Source organism: Ruegeria sp. BG10 (genome assembly GCF_056538575.1).
Genome location: NZ_JBQFTI010000006.1, coordinates 139207 through 158006, shown reverse-complemented (window position 1 = coordinate 158006; position 18800 = coordinate 139207). Strand labels below are relative to the sequence as shown.

Genomic DNA, 18800 nt, shown 5'->3' with positions numbered 1-18800 from the left:
GTCATCGCAGGACGAATTTTTTCGACACGGCACCGCTGTGCCACTTGTAGTCGAGGAACCCCATTGCGTCGTAGTAGGCCAGCCCCTCGGCGTTGGTTGCGGAAATCGTCGCATCAATAGCTGGAATTCCGGCGGCATGCGCCGCATTCAGCGTTGCCCGGAACAGGGCACGCCCAACTCCGCGACGCGCCGCTGAGGGGCGGATATGCGTACCGATGATGCCCCAGCCGACAGCCACGTCATAGGCGTTGTTGTCGACCGCCCGTATCAGCGATTGGAACCCCAGAATTCTGCCACTTTTGTCTTGCGCTACCGAGCATTGCACCCGGTCGGGATGCGCCACGTAGCGCGCCTGCGCGAATGCGGCATCGGTTGGCTTGGTGCGTTTGCCTGCCGCCGCGATGTCCTGCAGCACCTTGGAGATTCCGACGGCGTCATCCGGGTCTACTTTGCGGATCGTTACATTGTCCATCACACCCCCGATCCGATTGACGCACAGCGCCCGTTAACTGCCGTGCAAATGGCGCTCTTCCATTTCGCGGGCGAATTCCCGCAGGCGCACCTGAAACTGGCGGCGGAACCGCGATTGACCCAGCCTGAGCGATTGAAGCAACAGCCGCGCCGGCAGGGATCTGGCCGCAAGCGACATCTCCACGCTCAGACGCGTTCTTCGTTGTGACAAGGCCAGGAACTCAACCAGCGTAACACCGTTCATTCCCTTGCTTTTTGCAACGAAACGCATGTGCGACGGCGGATCGCATTCGGCCATCTCAATCGCGACCTGACGCGGCTTGCCGCGCAGCTTGAACTCGGTTTCCCACTGGGTCCCGGGCACCACAGCCATGTGACCGGACAGGCGGCGCACCTCGATACCACGGCGCATTGCCATCCGTTCGAACCGTTCGAAATCGGCAACCATATCGAACACCGCATTGATGGGGGCTTCGATATCTTCGCGCGCTGTAAACTGCATGTCGGCTCTTGGTTCTCTTGGACTTTCACCCAGTATTTTGTCAGTCGAGCGTATCCGCAAGCCAGTTTTGCAGCAGAAAATGCGCGATGGCGCCCTTGCGGGCGGGCAGCAGGGTCGGATGTTCGCCTGCAAATGCCTGCAACATCTCGGATTTGCTGACCCAGATTGCGTTCTCGATTTCAACCGGATCAATGGTGATATCGCGCGACAATGCCTCGCCCGCGCAGCCGAACATCAGCGAGGCCGGGAAGGGCCAGGGCTGGCTGGACAGGTACGAGACGGCTCCGACGGGCACGCCAGCCTCTTCCATGACTTCGCGCCTGACCGCGGCCTCCAGCGTTTCGCCCGGTTCGACGAATCCGGCAAGCAGGGAATACATCCCCTCAGGCCAGCCCGGCGATCGCCCCATCAGGACCGAGTCTGCGTGCGTGATCAACATGATCACCACCGGATCGGTACGCGGAAAGTGCTGACCCCCGCAGGCCGGGCAGCCGCGTTGCCACCCAGCCTGCGCCAATACGCTGGGTGCGCCGCAGCGCGCGCAAAACCGGTGAATCTCATGCCACCCGATCACAGCCTTGGCCGCCGCCGCAAGTTCGGCATCCCGCGCCGACAGCCGTGTCATCACGCGGCGCAGTTCGGCAAAGACGTGGCCCTGCGGAAGATCCGGATGCTGCTGTTCTGACCGGTCGAGAAACGCGCCGACCTGCGACAGATCCAGACCCTCGGCGGACCAGTCCGAAATATCGACGGCAAACACAGGCGCATCGTCCGAGAGGCCCAGAAAGACGGGTTCTTCCACCCGGCCGCCCGGCCCGTCGGTGACCAGACCATGCGCCATCGGGACCAATCCCAGCCGATCCAGCGCTGCGCCCTGAACCAGCACCTTGCCGCGCCACAGCAGCAGGCATTTTGCCTGCGGATCCGCCCGCATGCGCAAAATGTCCCCGGCGCTGCCACGAAAATGCGCGGCGCGATCCAGGCCCGAGCCACCAAACGTCACAGTTTCTGCGTTTTTCATCGGAATTCCTTTGGGTCCCCCGCACAGGGCTGCCACGGCAATCGACCCGTTGCAACGACAATTCCTGACAACGTGCATCACTCGATGCGCTCGAATGGCGGCAAGTGCACCTTACAGATTGCAATGACTGCTCTTTTTGTTGAAAGTGATTAATATAAAACTGCCAGAAGTAGAAATTTGAAACCTCCCCCTGCTGCCTCGCCACCCTCCTTGCAGATACGCATACTGGCAACGTCGGATCTGCACATGAATCTTGGCGGCTTCGATTACTTAACTGATGCGCCGGAACCGACAATTGGCTTTGCGCGAACCGCCAGCCTGATCCGGTCTGCACGCAATGAAGCCGAGGCCGAAGGCGTGCAAGTCTTGCTGTTCGACAACGGAGATTCCCTTCAGGGCACCCCGATTGGCGAGTGGGCAGCCGAAGAGGCCAATGCACCGCATATTCTGATGCGGGCTTTCGCCACTCTGGGCTATGACGCGATCGGGCTGGGCAATCACGATTTCGGCTTTGGGCTGGATACGCTGGAACGCATCATTGCGGATGCGCCTTGCCCCGTTCTGTGCAGCAACGCGTACTGCCGGGACGCCGCAGCTGCCTGGCGGGATCGTCTGATCCTGACCCGGACATTGCCGACGCATGCGGGTCACATTCCCCTAAAGATCGGCGTCTTCTCTGTCTTGCCACCCCAAACCGCCAGATGGGAAGCGCATCGACTGGCGGGCAGGGTCGTCATCGACGACATGCTGAATTGCGCGCAGGAAGCGGTGCCGGACCTTCGGGCGCGGGGCTGCGATCTGGTTCTTGCCCTTGCGCATACCGGGCTGGGACCGGCGGAGGCCGAGCCCGATCTTGAAAACGCGATTCTGCCATTGGCGGCAATCGAAGGAATCGACGCGCTGATCGCCGGGCATTCGCATCTGACCCTGCCCGGCAAAGTGCATGACGGTATACTGCATGTCGATGCCTTGCGGGGGCGTGTGCATGGCAAACCCGTAGTGATGCCGGGTTCGGCCGGGTCGCATCTGGGTGTCATGGACTTGACGCTGAACCTGTCCGACGACGGAAGATGGTCGGTTGCGGATCACCGCAACGAACTTCGCCCTGTCTGCCGCGCAATACCCGGGCACCCGCCGGAGCCGGTTGCAGAAGACCCCGAGGTTCTGCGCCTTATTGCCCGGGGTCATGGTGAAACCCGCAGGCGAACGGCAGAACCCGTCGGGCAAACCGAGCGGCATCTTCACAGCTATTTCAGCTTTTGCGCCCGGGACCGCGGGCTGGATCTGGTCGCGGCCGCTCAGGCGGCGGCGCTGCGCCCACACATTCGGGAAACGCGATTTGCGGACTTGCCCGTCCTGTCCGCGGTGTCGCCCACCAAATTCGGCGGTCGTGCCGGACCTCGGTTCTTTACGGACGTTCCGGTGGGTGAGGTTCGCCGGCACCATGTCTCGGATCTGCATGTTTTTCCCAACGAATTGCAGGCGCTGGCCGTCACGGGCGGCCAGTTGCGGGACTGGCTTGAAATGTCCGCCGGGGTATTCAACCGGATCACACCCGGCACAAACGCCGATCTGATCGACCCGAACCGCGCGGGGCACAATTTCGACGTGATTTTGGGGCTAAGCTGTCTGTTCGATCTGTCGGGACCGCCGCGATATGACGCGAAGGGGCGGCTGAACGACCCGGCCCGGCGCCGGGTCGCGGATATCCGGTTCAGGGGGCGCCCGATCAATGACGACCAGATGTTTGTGGTTGCCCTGAACACCTATCGCGCCAGTGGCGGCGGGCATTTTCCGTTTGTCGGGAACGCGGAACCGATTGTCCTGCCAATGCTGCCCATCCAGCAGGTGATTCAGGACTACCTGTCCGGAGATCTGCCCGAAGACCCGCTGGAACACGCGCCGCGCCCCTTTCGGCTTGCCCCCCTGCCCGGCGCATCGGCAATCCTGAGGACCGGGGTAAAGGCCCGGCAACATCTTAAAGAACTTGAGGAATACGACCCCCTGGTGATTGGCGAGGACGATGCCGGGTTTCTGCAGGTTCGCCTGACCCTCTGACGGGTTGTCTTTCCCCGGATCATTGCCTATATCAAGCCCTGAGAGGTTGGCGCGGGCGAGCGCCTCGCCAACCTGGTCAGGTCCGGAAGGAAGCAGCCACAACGAGCCCCGCTTGGGTCGATGTCCAACCTCTCACTTTGAACCCATGCCGAAGGAGGGCTTTTATGATTGTAGTAATTTCCCTTCGGGCAGCGCGGTTCTGAAACGCAAACATTCCGTCACTGCCTGAACTCGTACCCGGCAGATGCGCGATTGCCATCTGTGCGGTTCGCTGTACCTGAACACAGGCAGATCAATGACCCTTAGTTTTTCGGACCTCGGATGGTCCTCTCACTTTGCCGCGCAGACCGCGGCGGAATGCCCCTTTGACCCTTATCGCATTACAGCCGTTCACCGCGACCGGTTGATTGGCCTGAACCCGCAAGGAGAAGCGCCGCTGTTGACGCCGGACAAAAGCACCGGTGCTTTTGCGGTGGGCGACTGGGTGCTCGCTGATGAGCAAATGCGCGTTCTTCACCTTCTCGATCGCCGCAGCCTGTTGCAGCGCCGGGCGGCTGGAACAGGTGCCCAGACGCAGCTGATCGCGGCGAATGTCGACGTGCTTTTTATTGTCAGTTCGTGCAACGCTGACTTCAGCCTGCCCCGGCTGGAGCGTTATCTGGCGCTGGCTCATCAGTCCGGATGCTATCCGGTTGTGCTGCTGACCAAGGCAGACAGGTGCGACGATCCCCGAGATTATGAAATACAGGCCCAATCTGTGGCACCGTTTCTGACCGTTCTGACGATCAACGCGCTGGACGCGGCAGCGGTGGATCAGGTTCTGGCCTGGTGCCCCGCCGGACAGACGGGTGCGCTGGTCGGATCGTCCGGCGTAGGCAAAACGACGCTGGCCAACGCAATGACCGGTGATGATGCCGCGACAGCGGGCATCCGGGAAGATGACGCCCGCGGCCGTCACACCACCACGGCGCGCGCGCTGCACCGGATGCGAAACGGCGGATGGCTGATCGACACGCCGGGGATGCGGGCCCTGCGCCTGCTGGACGCGCAGGATGGTGTGGATGAAGTGTTTTCCGACATTCTTGACCTGGCGGACCAGTGCCGGTTTTCCGATTGCCAGCATATTTCGGAACCCGGCTGCGCGGTACAAGAGGCTATAGAGGCCGAAACGCTTGATCAACAACGGCTGGAGCGGTGGCGCAAGTTGCGGCGCGAGGATGCGCGGAATTCGGAAACCGTGGCGCAATCCCGGGCGCGCGACAAGGCTTTCGGGAAAATGGTGCGGTCCGTGATGCAGGACAGGAAATCCCGAAAAAGGTTCTGACCTTCGGGGCGCCGGGTTCCGGCGCCCTACTCGATCAGCTGCGGCCAGACGGCTGCGCTGCGGCGGGCAAAAGCGCCGATGTGACCGACTTCGGACAGGCCGAATTCAGCTGGGGACAACTGGTGTCGGCGCGCATTCGGCCCATAGAGATCGGCCAGCCGCCAGACAGCCTCGGGCGGAACCACATCGTCATCCTCAAAGGTGAACAGATCAACGGGCGTGTTCGATTGCGCCCAACGGGCTTCGGGCAAGGTCGCACCAATCTCGGGCAGGTAGTTGGTGGGTGCGGTGCACCACCTGCGCCATTGCCAATAGACGCTGGCAGGCAGGTCTGCCCCGAATCCCACCGCCTTGCCGGGCAGGTAGCCCAGATACTTCACCGCCAACGGCACGTGACCGTACCAAAACAGCATTGCCAGCGCGCGATAGGGCCAGGGGTGATCCGAAACCGTCACCGCACCGGAACAGACGCAGATCATGCGGTCGATCTGGTCAATATCCGGCTGAACCGGCCCCAGCATCCCGCCAACGGAATGACCAATGCTCCATTGCTGCGCATCCGGGAACCTGCGCCGCATCTCGGCCCGGGCGGCAGGCATGTCGGTCAAAGCCCAGTCCGCCATCGTTGCCTGCGCCTTGTTCAACGGTCCGCGCAGCGAATGGCCAAAATCGCGGTAATCGTAGGTCAGGCAGGCCATGCCCTGTTCGGCCGCCAGCCAATGAGCAAAATGCTTGTAATAGTCCCGCGGCACGCCCGTCGCGCCATGGATGACGACCGCCACACTGGGTTCGGCCACCGGCAGGTACAACCGCGCCGACAGCATGGCCGGGCCAGCGGGAAACTGAAAATCCTCGGTCAACACAGCTTGCGAGTTGTCTAACATGGTGCCCTCATCCACGATCTGAACCGTTCAGTTCAGCAAATTCAGTCGGCATCTTTTCCCCCGGCGAGTCAAGACCGATCAAGGATGACCCTGCGTCCGCCTGATCCCTGGCACAGCCCGCTTGACTCGACCCGCCGGCACCCGCTAGCGATGACGTGATGGTTCTCGTCCCCGGTCACGGGGCGGGATGAAAAGGGAACACGGTGCGGTTCTGCCCGGACAACCGGTACGGACCAAGGCCGCGACTGCCCCCGCAACTGTAAGCGGTGAGCAATGCCGGAACACCACTGGCCGAAAGGCTGGGAAGGTCGGCAAAGCGATGACCCGCAAGTCAGGAGACCTGCCATCGAACCGAAACCGAAACTCGGGCGGGGTGTCCGGGACAGGCCGTCAGCACGCTGTCATTCCTGACCCACGCCCCCCGTCCCACGCGCGGAGGGCGCAACATGATGTGGAAGACAAAAACGCACGAATACACCGCAACCGTGTGTCAGCGAACCGGCCAGACCTGCCCGGCGCTGGCCCGCATGGCCCGGGCCATTGCGCAAGCGATGGAAAGTGCCGCACCAGCGACGACGCCGGATTTTGAGATCGAAGGCAGCAGCGAACTGACCCACTGCGCGCAAGGCTGCAACGCCCGGTTCCGGGCGCGGGCAAAACAAATCAGGGTGTTCTGCGACACAGATGCCGACACCCCGATCGAAACGTTGGATGACTACGCCGAGATGATGTTCGGCACCGCAGTTCCTGCGCTTCCTGCGGCACTCATGGCCAACCCGCCCTGCGCCATGCTCGAAGTGTCGGCACTGGCACCGCGACCGGTCGCCCAAACCGCCGGGCAGATCGCGCTCTGAGGCCGGGCCGGAATCAAGGCAGGGCTGCCTGCGCGGCCCAGTCCAACTGGCCATCCGTTTCGACGGCACAAGGCCGCACGGCGCGCAGGCGTTTCAATGCGGTTTCGGGGGGTTCGCCCATTTCGACCATGATGCGCAAAGCAATCATGCCGGACCGGCCGCATCCGCCGCGGCAATGCGCCAGAACCCTGCCGCCGCGGGACAGAATCTGTTTGACGGATGCGCCGACCTCTTCCCACAACATCTGGGTTCGCAATGTCGGCGCACCGAAATCTTCAACCGGCAAATGCACCCATCTTATCGCTTGGTCCCGCAGGTCCCGACCAAATCCGCCGGCTCCGCCCTGCGCCATTTCGCGTTCGGTTGTCATGGAGATCACCAGATCGGGCCGCCATTCGCGGATCATCTCAAGATCGCGCGCATAGGTTCCGTCGCGCCCCGGCATCTGCGTCAGCGCAACCAATCCGTTTTCCACCGGCAAGGCATGGATAGCGAACCGAGGCATAAGACGCGTCCTTTCCGGAAAACCGTTCTTTCAACAACTTCCGCACTTCTATGACGCGCAAGCCGCATTGCAAACCGAATTTCGCAAGCGCGCTGTGGACGCGGGCGGCGGGGGTCACTACGCTGCATCCCTGAACCGAATCCGACAGAGCAGACATGACCGACACGCCCAGCCCCGCCTATCAGGTTCTCGCCCGCAAGTACCGCCCCGAAACCTTTGCCGATCTGGTGGGACAGGACGCAATGGTGCGCACGCTGAAAAACGCGTTCGAAGCGGACCGGATCGCGCAGGCCTTCATCATGACCGGCATTCGCGGCACTGGTAAGACCACCACCGCGCGGATCATCGCCAAAGGCATGAACTGCATCGGCCCCGATGGCGAAGGCGGTCCCACGACCGAACCCTGCGGGCAGTGCGAGCACTGCGTGGCGATCATGGAGGGCCGCCATGTCGACGTGATGGAGATGGACGCCGCCAGCCGGACCGGTGTGAACGATATCCGCGAGATCATCGACAGTGTCCGCTATCGCGCCGCCAGCGCGCGCTACAAGATCTACATCATCGACGAAGTTCACATGCTGTCGACCAGTGCGTTCAACGCGCTGCTCAAAACCCTGGAAGAACCGCCGGAACATGTGAAGTTCATTTTCGCGACAACGGAAATCCGCAAGGTTCCGGTGACGGTTTTGTCCCGGTGTCAGCGGTTTGACCTGCGCCGGATCGAACCCGAAGACATGATCGGATTGCTCAGCAAGATCGCCGCGGCGGAAAACGCCCAGATCGCGGATGACGCCTTGGCGCTGATCACCCGCGCTGCGGAAGGCTCGGCGCGGGATGCAACCTCGCTGCTGGATCAGGCGATCTCGCACGGGGCCGGGGAAACCAGCGCTGATCAGGTGCGGGCGATGCTGGGACTTGCGGATCGGGGTCGGGTGCTGGACCTGATGGACATGATCCTGCGCGGGGACGCCGCCGGAGCCCTGACGGAACTGAGCGGGCAATATGCCGAAGGCGCGGATCCGCTGGCTGTGCTGCGCGATCTGGCCGAGATCACACATTGGGTGTCCGTGGTGAAGATCACGCCCGATGCCGCCGAAGACCCGACCGTTTCGCCGGACGAACGCGCGCGCGGTCAGCAGATGGCCGGGGCGCTTCCCATGCGCGTTCTGACCCGGATGTGGCAGATGTTGCTGAAGGCGCTTGAGGAGGTCTCGGCCGCGCCCAACGCCATGATGGCGGCTGAAATGGCGGTCATTCGCCTGACCCATGTGGCCGATCTGCCCAGCCCCGAGGAACTGATCAAACGGTTGCAGGACACGCCGCCGCCTGCGCCAAACGGCGGGCCCGGCGGAGGTATTGCAGTGCCGACGCAGGCCCCCACGCAGACGGTTTCAGCCGCCTATATGCCAGCCCAGCGCGGGCCTGCCGGGGCACCAACAGCAGCGCTGGCGCAGGAGGTTCAGAGCGCGCTGGCGCGCTATCCGACATTTGACCACGTCGTCGAACTGATCCGTTCGAACCGGGACGTCAAACTGCTGGTCGAGGTTGAAAACGGAGTTCGCCTTGTCTCCTACCAGCCGGGGCGGATCGAATTTACACCGACGGTTAACGCGCCGACCGATCTGGCCCAAAGGCTGGGTTCGGCGCTGCAGCGTTGGACAGGAAACCGATGGGCCGTGTCAATCGTCGCCGACGGAGAGGCCGCGACCATCGCCGAGGTTCGGGATGCCGCCGATCTGGCGCTCAGGGCGCAGGCGGAAGCGCACCCTCTGGTGCAGGCCGTACTGACACAGTTTCCCAAGGCCCGCATAAAGCGGATCGAAACGCCGGAACAACGCGCCGCCAAGGTCGAAACCGAAGCGCTGCCCGAGGTCGAAGACGAATGGGACCCGTTCGAGGAAGACTGACGCCAGCCTGCCCAAATCCCGGAACACTCCCGCGCCCGCCACGGGCCATCGGCTGACGCCGATACCCCTGAGCGGCCTTGGGCCCGGCAGCGCGGGCAAAGCCCGCGCTGCCGGGCCCAACGGGAGGAAAGGTGTTGCCAAAGACCTTGACGACAGGCGGGAGCAGTCTGGCCCCTTGTGCCGCGTGGACACCGCCCGTATTTAGGCGGCAAACCGATTTGCAGGAGAAATAAGATGCTCAAAGGACTCGGCGGTCTGGGCGACATGGCCAAGATGATGAAATCCGCGCAGGATTTGCAGACCAAAATGACGGATATGCAGGAACAGCTGAACACCATCATGGTTGTCGGCGAATCCGGTGCCGGGCTGGTCAAGGCCACCGCAACCGCAAAAGGCGAACTGAAAGGTCTGGACATCGACCCGTCGATCTTCAACGGCGACGACAAGGAAGTGGTCGAGGACCTGATCCTGGCCGCCATCAAGGACGCGCAGACCAAAGCGGCCGAGCGCTCTCAGGCAGAGATGGCCAAGCTGACCGAAAGCATGGGCCTGCCCGCAGACATCAAGCTGCCGTTCTGATAGACACTCCTGACGGAATACCGGCCGGGCACCCTTGCCCGGCCCTTTTGCAGGAGCACGCGCGGTGAGTTCGAACAGCGACATCGACAATCTGATCGACCTGATGGCCAAGCTGCCGGGCCTCGGCCCCCGCTCGGCCCGCCGCGCGGTACTGCACCTAATCCGCAAACGCGCCTTGTTGCTGACGCCTCTGGCTGACGCGATGCAGCAGGTGGCCGCCACCGCCCGCGAATGCCTGAACTGCGGCAATGTAGGTACCACCGATATCTGTGACATCTGCGACAACGAAGGCCGCGCGACCGGCGAGTTATGCGTGGTCGAGGATGTGGCCGACCTGTGGGCGATGGAGCGGGCGGGGGTTTTCAAAGGCCGCTACCACGTACTGGGCGGCACCCTTTCCGCACTGGACGGGGTTGGCCCGGACGTGTTGCGTATCCCGCGGCTCAAGGACCGGGTGATGGCCGAGCGCATCACCGAAGTCATTCTGGCGCTGAACGCCACGGTCGACGGCCAGACCACCGCCCATTACATCGCGGATCAGCTGGAGGGGCAGGTGCGACTGACCTCGCTCGCGCAGGGCGTGCCGATCGGCGGCGAGCTGGATTATCTGGATGACGGGACAATTTCGGCGGCGCTGAGGGCGCGGAAGGACGTTTAGGTCGGGGTTTCCGCAGGTCTGAGAACTCGCCAAGGGCGACCAGCAGCCATGAAGGAACCAGTTCCGGCTCAGTGCAACTCCTGCCGTGACAGGAAAACGTCCGCCCATCTGCGGTCGGTGCCCGAGAGATATTCCATGCAATCCGATGGGTTTGTTTGCTGCAACCGCTTGTTGCGGCTGCCCATAAGGTAGACGTAGTCGAATGCCTCAAGCACAGCGCGGAACGCCTGCGGATCGAACGCGGGTTTGGGAATGCGCCAGCCTTCGAAAATGGCCGGATCGACGCGCTGCCAGAACTGTTCTGGCAGTTCGGCCATCAGAACTTCGTCCAGCCCCTGCGTATCGGATTTCAAGATCAGACGTCGCTTGGCCGCGTCTGGTCCCATGCATTCATCCAGAAATTCCTGAGATATTTTCTGATCGGCGCGGTTGTCGCCTGATGATCGCGCCCTTCGACCGCGTTTGCGTTGAACGAGAAATTCCCGCCATTCACGCTGTCGGTGAAAAAGGCCAGTTCCCCGTCGGTTCTGCCAAGACCGAAGCTATGCACCGTTGCTGTGGGGAACGCGTTGAGATTTCGCCTGAGATGTTCGACGTTTTCGGGGCTTGGCTCAAAGCAAGAGGCAGAACGGACCCTGGGGTAATTGATCATCACCTGACGGGAAAACAGGCCGACATTCGCGCCCACGTCGATCAGATGATAGGCGTTCGCAGGACAGGCCTGAGCAATGAACCGGGTTTCACCGAAATGCCATTCTTCATGCCGCGCGATATGCGGGAAGATCGACCCGTCGGTGCGCAGCGAAATCTCGTTGCCTGCTTCGAACTGGCCGCAAAGGGGACTGTCCTCTGACAGACGCAACTGAACCGAAGCGCATGTGCGGCGCAAAAACCGTATCTGTTGTCGATTCATGGACCAGCCTGCTTTTTTCGTCCTTGTAAGCGCCGAAAGCTCACTAGGCCTTGTTTAGCGCTTTCTGGCCAGCACAGGAGCACTAAGTGCGTCTTCAAAACCGCGCCAGTACGATGTGAGGATTTTGAAGGGAGCGCGAAAAGTGTATTCCGCCAAATCGCACAGGGAGTGTTTCGATCCCGCACCTGATCGCAAGTGCCGTAAGGTTCACGGTTTTCTGATCCTCTCCGCTCTTCCATTTCAACGAATCCGCATCTAAACCCCCAGCAAATTCAACGGGTTTCCGCCGCGCTCGGTCGCCGTCCCGGATGAAAAACTGGCAGGCTTTCCTAATGGCAAACTACTCGTTTATCGGCTATTCGCCCGACGTCATTTCATTCTCCGGTAATACGGTCACGCTCTCGGCGTCTTTCGATCCGGGTTCGGACCGTCGTGTGTTCAACGTGACGGATGACCCCGGCGGCACCACCGCGGCGGGGCAACCCGACACCGGGACCACGTTTGACGGGGACCAGTTCCGAAACGAGCAGGGCGAGGATTTAACCCAGACCGGCGTTGTCACCAGCCTTGACGGGACAACGCAGATCGCCAGCGGCCCCATCTATCTGGAGGAACAATACGTTCTGACCGATCCCCAGGGCGGAACCATTGACCTCTACAGGGTGGAAATTGATGGTCCCGGCTTTTTCGGAACAAATGTCGGATACATCACCTCCGAACCGCTGGAACCCGGCACGGTCTACACCTTTGCAATCCAGAACGTCATTGGCATCACGGCCCCCGACACCTCGGACCCCGATGCGCTTGTGGATGTGCCGTGCTTCGTAAAGGGAACCTGCATCCGAACCCCTCGCGGAGATGTGCCGATCGAAGAGCTTGAGGTCGGCGATCTGGTGCAGATGCCCGATGGAAGGGTTTGCCCGATCCGGTGGATTGGCTGCAAAACCGTCCAAACCGATGACGACAGCGCAAGGCGGCTGAACCCGGTCAGGATCGCGCAAGGGGCATTGTCGCTGAACGTACCTGCGGCAGACCTGTTGGTTTCGCCCAATCATCGCGTGCTGATCTCTCGCCCGGAAAACGAGCTTCTGTTTGGCGCATTCTCGGTACTTGTGCCCGCCAAACACCTCGTCACCATGGCCGGCGTGACGCAGGACACGCGCCCTCGGGAAGTGACCTACTACCACTTTCTGTTCGACGGGCACGAGATCGTCATTTCAAACGGTGCGGAAAGCGAAAGCCTGCATCCCGGTGACATCGCGCTCAGCAGCGTCGGGCAGGACGCGCGCGATGATATACTGTCGTTGTTTCCCGAGTTGCGTCACGCACCTGCTGCCCGCTCCAAACCCGTGGCCGCGCGTGTCTTGCGCAAATTCGAGGCCGGGCTTCTCGTCTCGGCCTGACCGAAACAGCGCCACCGTCAGGGCGCAGGCGTAGGAGTGCGGACAAAGCCTGACCGCGCATATCGGATCAACTCGGGTATTTTGTCGGAAAAATCCAGTGGAAAAAGACCTTTGGCGCGCCTCAAAGTCGCGGTAACGTGGATCGCAACCCACAGGAAACACAGCTTTTGGTTCGTATCATGACCCGCTTTTTCACGCTGATCTTCGCGTTATCCACCGCCACCTCCGCCTGGTCACAGGACCTGATCGACAAAGGCTTTGCCGAAGGCTGGAACATCATGATGGACCCGGCGCTGGGCAACGGGTGCCTGATCCAGACGATCTATCAGGATCTGTCGGTGGTGCGGCTGGGCTATGACGCGCTGAACAATCGCGGCTATTTCACGGTCTTCAACAAGGCCTGGGGCCAGATTGAGCCGGGCAAAAGCTATCCCATCCGGTTCGAGTTGGATGGCAAGAGCTTTGACGCCACTGCCACCGGGTTCAGGCAGGACGGCGTCCCGGGCGCGACGGTGTTCTTCACCGACCGGAATTTCGTCAATGCCATCGCGCAGAACCGGACGATGACGGTGTACAACCCGGCGGGCGAAACGGTCATGGCGATTGATCTGAAAGGCACGGCCAAGGCGCTGGAATATGCGCGGGACTGCCAGAATAAGAAACTCTAACGAATCGGATCGAACAGCGCATCCCTGGCGGTGCAGTCACGGATCACGTCGCGTCCACAGGGAACGGGTTCAAGGTCGCGGGACAGGCACAGCCGGACCTCTTCGATGTAACCCTGATTGCAGGTGACGGTGATCATGTCGCGGTTCAGCGCCGGGTTGGCTTTCAGAAACGCCTCTTCGATGACCGAGGCGGGCAGCTTGACCGATGCGTCCAGTTGCCGAAACACTGCAGGCCGTTCAACCGCACCATATGCCTGCCGCGACAGGGCGAAATAGTCGCGCGCGCTGAGGCCCGAACAGGTGCCGTGTTTCTTCCACTGGTGCCAGGCCAGCCCGGAACTGCCCTGAATATCTTCCATTTCGCGGGTCATGGCGCGCGATGGCGGGGCCTCGGGCGTGCGGCAATAGGCGGGCCAGCCCTGATGATATTGCGGCCAAAGCCCGTGCAGGATCCAGCCGTGATCATGGCGCGCATCGCACTGGTCTGATCCGCGCGCGTCACCTTCGCGCGCGCACCAGTTGGGCGACCAGCTGAGCGCCAGCACGTAATAGTCGAATTCACCCGCCTTTTCTCCGTCGGCCAGCGCCGCCATCGCGCCGAACGCCCACAGAACTGGCCACCAGATCAGCCAACGCATTCGCCTCTTCCCTTCTCGCCTTAGCGCGACTATATACAGCCCAAGTTCCCCGACAACGGAAACCTGCCCCAAACCCAAGGGGCCGCCGAATTCCGGCGACGGGACAGATGTATTCAAAGGAGACGGGCTGATGGCAAAACCCCTGATGGCCAAGGCAACAGCCGTATGGCTGGTGGACAACACCACGATCAGCTTCAAGCAGATCGCGGATTTCGTGGGCATGCACGAGCTTGAGGTGCAGGGCATCGCAGATGGCGATGTGGCCGCTGGCGTCAAAGGGTTCGACCCGATCGCCAACAACCAGCTGACCCAGGAAGAGATCGACACCGCACAGAACAACCCGCTGCACAAGCTGAAGCTCAAGTTCAACCCCGCCGCCACCGGCGAGGAAAAGCGTCGCGGCCCGCGGTATACCCCGCTGTCGAAACGGCAGGACCGCCCGAACTCGATCCTGTGGCTGGTCAAGTTCCACCCCGAACTCAGCGATGGTCAGATCGCCAAGCTGGTCGGCACCACCAAGCCGACCATCCAGTCGATCCGCGAGCGCACGCACTGGAACATCTCCAACATGCAGCCGATCGACCCGGTCGCGCTGGGCCTGTGCAAACAGTCGGAACTGGATGCGATCGTGCAGAAGGCCGCCGCCAAGAAAGCCGCAGAAGGCGGCGTCATGAGCGATGACGAGCGCCGCAAGCTGGTTTCGACCGAGCAGTCGCTGGAAATGGACGCCGTGCCGAAGATCCCGACCGCGATTGAAGGTCTGGAAACCTTCTCGCTGTCCGATGAACCTGCGGTAGAGAAAGAGGAAGAGCCGGTCATCGACGCCGACAGCTTCTTCAACCTGCCCAAAGGCGGGGCCGAGGAAGAAGACGAAGACGATCTGCGCCCCTGATGCGCCATTTGGCCCCGGTCCGAACTGGCCGGGGCTTTTTACGGGAATCCCATGCTTACCGTTCTGTCCGCACTATTTGGCCCGCACCGCGCCGTTTCGATCTATGCGTTTCTGAAGACCTGGGGCCTTCCCGTTGCGGGCGGCGTCGGTGTCATCGTGGTTGCGGCCGCTCTGCTGCTGCTCAATGACAGCGGGGAACACAAGCACCACTCGTTCATGACAGTGCCGGTCCTGTCGGCCACGGCGATCAATGGAGATCTCAAGAACGGTGTGATCGCTTCGGTTCGGCTGCCCGATGGCTCTGCGACGTCGATCACTTCGACCGAGGCGCCGATCTCGCAAACCGTTGGAGCCAGCGCCTGTATCGAAAAACGTGTCTACGTGGAAAGCGGCGAGCCAAGGTATCGCTTCAAACTGCCGCGCTATTGCGAGGCAGGCTGAACGAAATAACCGCCCGGTGAGACCACCGGGCGGTTTTTTCTTCAGACCATCTGAAACAGGACGCCGGCGATAATCGCGCCTGTGATCCCAAGCCCCAGATAGGTGGCAAAGACCCGCGGTTTAACCAGTGACCAGACCGCAGCCATGGCCGGGATCGAACTGACCGCCCCCGCGATCATGAACGACATGGCCGCCCCGGCGCTCATGCCCTGTTCCGTCAGCCCTGCCAAAAGCGGCGGCGCGACGTAGGAATTCAGATAGGCGGGCATCCCGACCAGCGCGGCGATCACGATGGGAACGATGCCCTCGCCCCCTACCACGCGGGCGATCAGATCGGCGGGAACATAGCTGACAAGCAGCGCCTCAAGCACATAGGCCAGCGCCAGCCATTTCAGCAGGAACAACCCGTTGTGGACGAATTCCGACCGGAACCGCACGCGGCGCTCGGGCTCCTGCCAGAACCGCCAGACCGGTTTGTCATCCTGCTTTGGTCCGCAGCCGCAGCACCCGGCCGGCTTGTATTCCCGCAGCGGCTGCGCAAAGGCTCCGCCGCGCATCAGGGCTCGCACAACGAACCCGCCGAACAGGCCCAGCGCAACTGCGGCCGCGGCTTTGCCGATGGCAAACGGCCAGCCCAGAGCACCCGCCGTAATCAGCAGGGTCGGCGGGTCGATCAGCGGCGAGCTTAACCAGAATGCCATCACCGCGGACAACGGCGCGCCCAGCGCCAGTAATCCGGCGATGAAGGGGATGACCTCGCAGGAACAGAACGGTGCCAACCCGCCGAACAGGGCCGCCAGCAGGATCATCCGCGTCTCGCGGCCTTCGAAGGCGCGCGCCACCATCACCTCGGCCCCGGTGGCCTTGAGGTAAGACAACAACAGAACGGCGAACAAGATATACTGCCCGGTATGCACCAGTGCCTTGCCCGCAAAGGTCACGACCTCGGTCCAGTTGCCGGGGTCCAGAACCGCCACGGCAGCAAGGATGACCACAATCACCGCCCATGGCGTTTTGATCCAATCCAGGGCGGCTTTGGCCGGAACCCTGGGGTTTTGCGTCAATTCAGCCATCGTTGGCGGCCTTTCCCACTTCGTCGGCGCAGCATTCGCTGAGAATGAACTGCGCCAGATTTCTGAGTTCGTCGTAATTGGCGCGGTTGATCGTCGTGCGCCCGATCCTTTCCTGTTCGACGACCCCGCCCGCGGCCAGAAACCGCAGATGATGGGCCAGGGTCGACGGGGCGATCCCGGTCCGATCCTGGATCTCGCCGACGGTCAGACCCGCCTGTCCGGCACGGACCAGAGTTTTCAGAACCTTCAGCCGGGCCTCGGACCCCATCGCCGAAAATCCTGCTGCTGCGGTTTCCCACATCTCATATACTCCATTAAACTAGATTTCTGGTTATTTAGTTCAATAAGTTCGCGCGGTCAACCGTATGTGTCAGAATTTTTCACACTGCCGCTAAGTCCAGATTGCCCGCCTCATAAGTCCACCCTATAAGGCCCTATGGGAATATCGGTCGACACTTTCTTTCTTGAACTGAACGGACAGGGCACGCTGCAGGCGCAGATCCAGCAGATGATCGCCGAAGGCATTCTGTCGGGCCGGTTTCATGTCGGGGAAAAGCTGCCATCGTCGCGCAAACTCGCCGCGCATCTGGGTGTCAGCCGGATCACAGTGACGCTGGCCTATACGGAATTGCTGGCAAATGACTACCTGACCGCCAAGGGCAGGTCCGGTTATTACGTGTCGCAGAACGCACCGGTGCCGCCGAAATATTCACCCGTTCAGCGCGGCAATGAAACCGTGGACTGGGATAAGGCCCTTGCGCGCCGGTTCTCGGACGGAGACGTCCTGTCAAAGCCCAGCGACTGGCGCGATTATCGCTATCCGTTCATCTACGGTCAGGCCGACCGGGCTCTGTTCGACCATGCCAATTGGCGCCTATGCGCGGTGCGCGCACTGGGGCACAAGGATTTCGACTCGCTGACCGGCGATTACGTGGATCAGGACGACCCGCTGCTGGTCGAGTTTATCGCCCGCCACACTTTGCCGCGCCGGGGCATCGCCGCACGCCCCGAAGAGATATTGATCACGATGGGCGCGCAGAACGCGCTGTGGCTGGCGTCGCGCATCCTGCTGACCCACAACCGTACCGCCGTCATCGAAAACCCCTGTTACTACGCCCTGCGCAGTCTTCTGGACCACTGGGATTGCGACGTAACCCCGCTGAGCGTTGATCGTGACGGGCTGCCGCCGGATGCGTTGCCGGACGACACCGATGTCATCTTCACCACCCCCAGCCACCAGAGCCCGACAACCGCGACCATGCCGGTGGATCGCCGTCACCGGTTGCTTGAACGGGCGCGCGAACTGGACGCAATGGTGGTCGAGGATGACTATGAATTCGAAATGGCGTTTCTCGGGGCGCCGTCTCCGGCGCTGAAGTCCATGGATCGGGATGGCCGCGTAATCTATGTGGGCAGCTTTTCGAAATCGCTCTTCCCGGGTTTGCGGCTGGGCTACATGGTCGGATCCGAACCCTTCATCCGCGAGGCGCGGGCCTTGCGGTCGCTGGTGCTGCGCCATCCGCCGGGGCATATCCAGCGCACGGCGGCGTATTTCCTGTCACTGGGCCATTACGACGCGCAAATCCGGCGCATGTCCAAGGCGCTGGCGCAGCGGCGCGAGGCATTGGACCAGGCGGTGGAACAGCATGAGCTGAACGTGGCGGGGCGCGGCATATTGGGTGGGTCCTCTCTCTGGATGTCCGCCCCGGATCATGTCGACACGACCCGGTTGGCCAGAACGCTTCAGGACCAGAGCGTCCATATCGAACCGGGCGCGCCCTTCTTTTCAGGCCCGGATCAGCCCCGGAATTTCTATCGCCTCGGCTACTCTTCGATCACCGCGGACCGCATCGCGCCGGGTGTGAAGCTGATCGCAGATGCCATTCGCGCCTATTAGCGCAACTCTGGACCTATTCCGCGAAGCGTTCTGGCCCTAACGCCGCCCTGTCCCATGGGTCAAAACCGTAGGCAAAGGCGGGGCACCGGGCCCGGCCATTCCACACATGCGC

The 18800-nt window shown here is 61.9% G+C and carries 21 protein-coding genes, 1 other RNA gene and 1 riboswitch; of the genes, 12 read left to right on the top strand and 10 right to left on the bottom strand.

What is annotated here, in order from left to right:
- Position 1 precedes the first annotated feature (1 nt).
- The 3 genes from ACR0D8_RS19365 to nudC are packed head-to-tail and all read right to left on the bottom strand — an operon-like array spanning position 2 to position 1994.
- Positions 2-472: an N-acetyltransferase family protein gene (locus ACR0D8_RS19365; protein ID WP_480649001.1), complete on the bottom strand. Its 471-nt coding sequence runs from the start codon at positions 470-472 to the stop codon at positions 2-4.
- A 33-nt stretch (positions 473-505) separates the two neighbouring features.
- On the bottom strand, positions 506-973 hold the full coding sequence (locus tag ACR0D8_RS19360) for an SRPBCC family protein (RefSeq protein ID WP_475157739.1): 468 nt from the start codon (positions 971-973) through the stop codon (positions 506-508).
- Between the two features lie 40 nt (positions 974-1013).
- A complete protein-coding gene (nudC, locus tag ACR0D8_RS19355; protein WP_480648999.1) occupies positions 1014-1994 on the bottom strand; it encodes an NAD(+) diphosphatase in 981 nt (326 codons plus the stop codon).
- 177 nt (positions 1995-2171) lie between these two features.
- Between nudC and ACR0D8_RS19350 the strand changes: the two genes are divergently transcribed.
- The 3 genes from ACR0D8_RS19350 to rsgA all read left to right on the top strand — a co-directional run bounded on the left by ACR0D8_RS19350 (position 2172) and on the right by rsgA (position 5376).
- Positions 2172-4052, top strand: coding sequence for a 5'-nucleotidase C-terminal domain-containing protein (locus ACR0D8_RS19350; RefSeq protein WP_480648997.1), 1881 nt, complete (start codon positions 2172-2174; stop codon positions 4050-4052).
- Between the two features lie 39 nt (positions 4053-4091).
- Positions 4092-4190, top strand: an RNA gene (ffs, locus tag ACR0D8_RS19345) — signal recognition particle sRNA small type.
- Between the two features lie 157 nt (positions 4191-4347).
- Positions 4348-5376, top strand: coding sequence for a ribosome small subunit-dependent GTPase A (rsgA, locus tag ACR0D8_RS19340; RefSeq protein ID WP_480648995.1), 1029 nt, complete (start codon positions 4348-4350; stop codon positions 5374-5376).
- A gap of 26 nt (positions 5377-5402) precedes the next feature.
- Here rsgA and ACR0D8_RS19335 read toward each other — a convergent pair whose 3' ends face one another.
- Positions 5403-6260, bottom strand: coding sequence for an alpha/beta hydrolase family protein (locus ACR0D8_RS19335; RefSeq protein WP_480648993.1), 858 nt, complete (start codon positions 6258-6260; stop codon positions 5403-5405).
- A 142-nt stretch (positions 6261-6402) separates the two neighbouring features.
- Positions 6403-6622, top strand: a riboswitch (cobalamin riboswitch).
- Between the two features lie 84 nt (positions 6623-6706).
- Between ACR0D8_RS19335 and ACR0D8_RS19330 the strand changes: the two genes are divergently transcribed.
- Positions 6707-7114: a hypothetical protein gene (locus ACR0D8_RS19330; RefSeq protein WP_480648991.1), complete on the top strand. Its 408-nt coding sequence runs from the start codon at positions 6707-6709 to the stop codon at positions 7112-7114.
- Positions 7115-7127: 13 nt separating this feature from the next.
- Here ACR0D8_RS19330 and ACR0D8_RS19325 read toward each other — a convergent pair whose 3' ends face one another.
- Complete coding sequence (locus ACR0D8_RS19325; protein WP_480648989.1) at positions 7128-7619, bottom strand: protein-tyrosine phosphatase family protein; 492 nt, start codon at positions 7617-7619, stop codon at positions 7128-7130.
- A gap of 155 nt (positions 7620-7774) precedes the next feature.
- Between ACR0D8_RS19325 and ACR0D8_RS19320 the strand changes: the two genes are divergently transcribed.
- The 3 genes from ACR0D8_RS19320 to recR all read left to right on the top strand — a co-directional run bounded on the left by ACR0D8_RS19320 (position 7775) and on the right by recR (position 10763).
- Entirely contained in the window at positions 7775-9526 is a 1752-nt protein-coding gene (locus ACR0D8_RS19320) for a DNA polymerase III subunit gamma/tau (protein WP_480648987.1), read from the top strand.
- A 234-nt stretch (positions 9527-9760) separates the two neighbouring features.
- Positions 9761-10105, top strand: coding sequence for a YbaB/EbfC family nucleoid-associated protein (locus ACR0D8_RS19315; protein WP_480648985.1), 345 nt, complete (start codon positions 9761-9763; stop codon positions 10103-10105).
- 64 nt (positions 10106-10169) lie between these two features.
- Positions 10170-10763 carry a recombination mediator RecR gene (gene recR / locus ACR0D8_RS19310; protein WP_480648983.1) on the top strand — a complete coding sequence of 198 codons (594 nt, stop codon included), beginning with the start codon at positions 10170-10172 and terminating at the stop codon, positions 10761-10763.
- Positions 10764-10831: 68 nt separating this feature from the next.
- Here the strand turns inward: recR and ACR0D8_RS19305 are convergent, their stop codons facing one another.
- A complete protein-coding gene (locus ACR0D8_RS19305) occupies positions 10832-11149 on the bottom strand; it encodes a hypothetical protein (protein ID WP_480648982.1) in 318 nt (105 codons plus the stop codon).
- Positions 11119-11676: an FkbM family methyltransferase gene (locus ACR0D8_RS19300; protein ID WP_480648980.1), complete on the bottom strand. Its 558-nt coding sequence runs from the start codon at positions 11674-11676 to the stop codon at positions 11119-11121. Before ACR0D8_RS19300 ends, ACR0D8_RS19305 begins: the two co-directional genes overlap by 31 nt.
- Positions 11677-12008: 332 nt before the next feature.
- Here ACR0D8_RS19300 and ACR0D8_RS19295 point away from each other — a divergent pair, with 332 nt between their 5' ends.
- Both ACR0D8_RS19295 and ACR0D8_RS19290 read left to right on the top strand, forming a co-directional pair.
- Positions 12009-13079 carry a Hint domain-containing protein gene (locus ACR0D8_RS19295; protein WP_480648978.1) on the top strand — a complete coding sequence of 357 codons (1071 nt, stop codon included), beginning with the start codon at positions 12009-12011 and terminating at the stop codon, positions 13077-13079.
- A 179-nt stretch (positions 13080-13258) separates the two neighbouring features.
- The gene (locus ACR0D8_RS19290; protein ID WP_480648976.1) at positions 13259-13747 is read left to right on the top strand and encodes a hypothetical protein; all 489 of its coding nucleotides are present in this window, start codon (positions 13259-13261) and stop codon (positions 13745-13747) included.
- On the opposite strand, the gene ACR0D8_RS19285 is transcribed toward ACR0D8_RS19290, so the two are convergent.
- Complete coding sequence (locus ACR0D8_RS19285) at positions 13744-14385, bottom strand: ribonuclease T2 family protein (protein WP_480648974.1); 642 nt, start codon at positions 14383-14385, stop codon at positions 13744-13746. The genes ACR0D8_RS19290 and ACR0D8_RS19285 overlap by 4 nt on opposite strands.
- Before the next feature lie 130 nt (positions 14386-14515).
- Between ACR0D8_RS19285 and ACR0D8_RS19280 the strand changes: the two genes are divergently transcribed.
- Both ACR0D8_RS19280 and ACR0D8_RS19275 read left to right on the top strand, forming a co-directional pair.
- Positions 14516-15277, top strand: coding sequence for a DUF1013 domain-containing protein (locus ACR0D8_RS19280; protein ID WP_480648972.1), 762 nt, complete (start codon positions 14516-14518; stop codon positions 15275-15277).
- 51 nt (positions 15278-15328) lie between these two features.
- Positions 15329-15718: a hypothetical protein gene (locus tag ACR0D8_RS19275; protein WP_480648970.1), complete on the top strand. Its 390-nt coding sequence runs from the start codon at positions 15329-15331 to the stop codon at positions 15716-15718.
- A gap of 41 nt (positions 15719-15759) precedes the next feature.
- Here ACR0D8_RS19275 and ACR0D8_RS19270 read toward each other — a convergent pair whose 3' ends face one another.
- Together ACR0D8_RS19270 and ACR0D8_RS19265 are read right to left on the bottom strand one after the other, a co-directional pair.
- On the bottom strand, positions 15760-16791 hold the full coding sequence (locus ACR0D8_RS19270; RefSeq protein WP_480648968.1) for a permease: 1032 nt from the start codon (positions 16789-16791) through the stop codon (positions 15760-15762).
- A complete protein-coding gene (locus ACR0D8_RS19265) occupies positions 16784-17092 on the bottom strand; it encodes an ArsR/SmtB family transcription factor (protein ID WP_480648966.1) in 309 nt (102 codons plus the stop codon). Before ACR0D8_RS19265 ends, ACR0D8_RS19270 begins: the two co-directional genes overlap by 8 nt.
- A gap of 135 nt (positions 17093-17227) precedes the next feature.
- Between ACR0D8_RS19265 and pdxR the strand changes: the two genes are divergently transcribed.
- Positions 17228-18688 carry a MocR-like pyridoxine biosynthesis transcription factor PdxR gene (gene pdxR / locus ACR0D8_RS19260; protein WP_480648965.1) on the top strand — a complete coding sequence of 487 codons (1461 nt, stop codon included), beginning with the start codon at positions 17228-17230 and terminating at the stop codon, positions 18686-18688.
- The last annotated feature ends 112 nt before the right edge of the window (positions 18689-18800 follow it).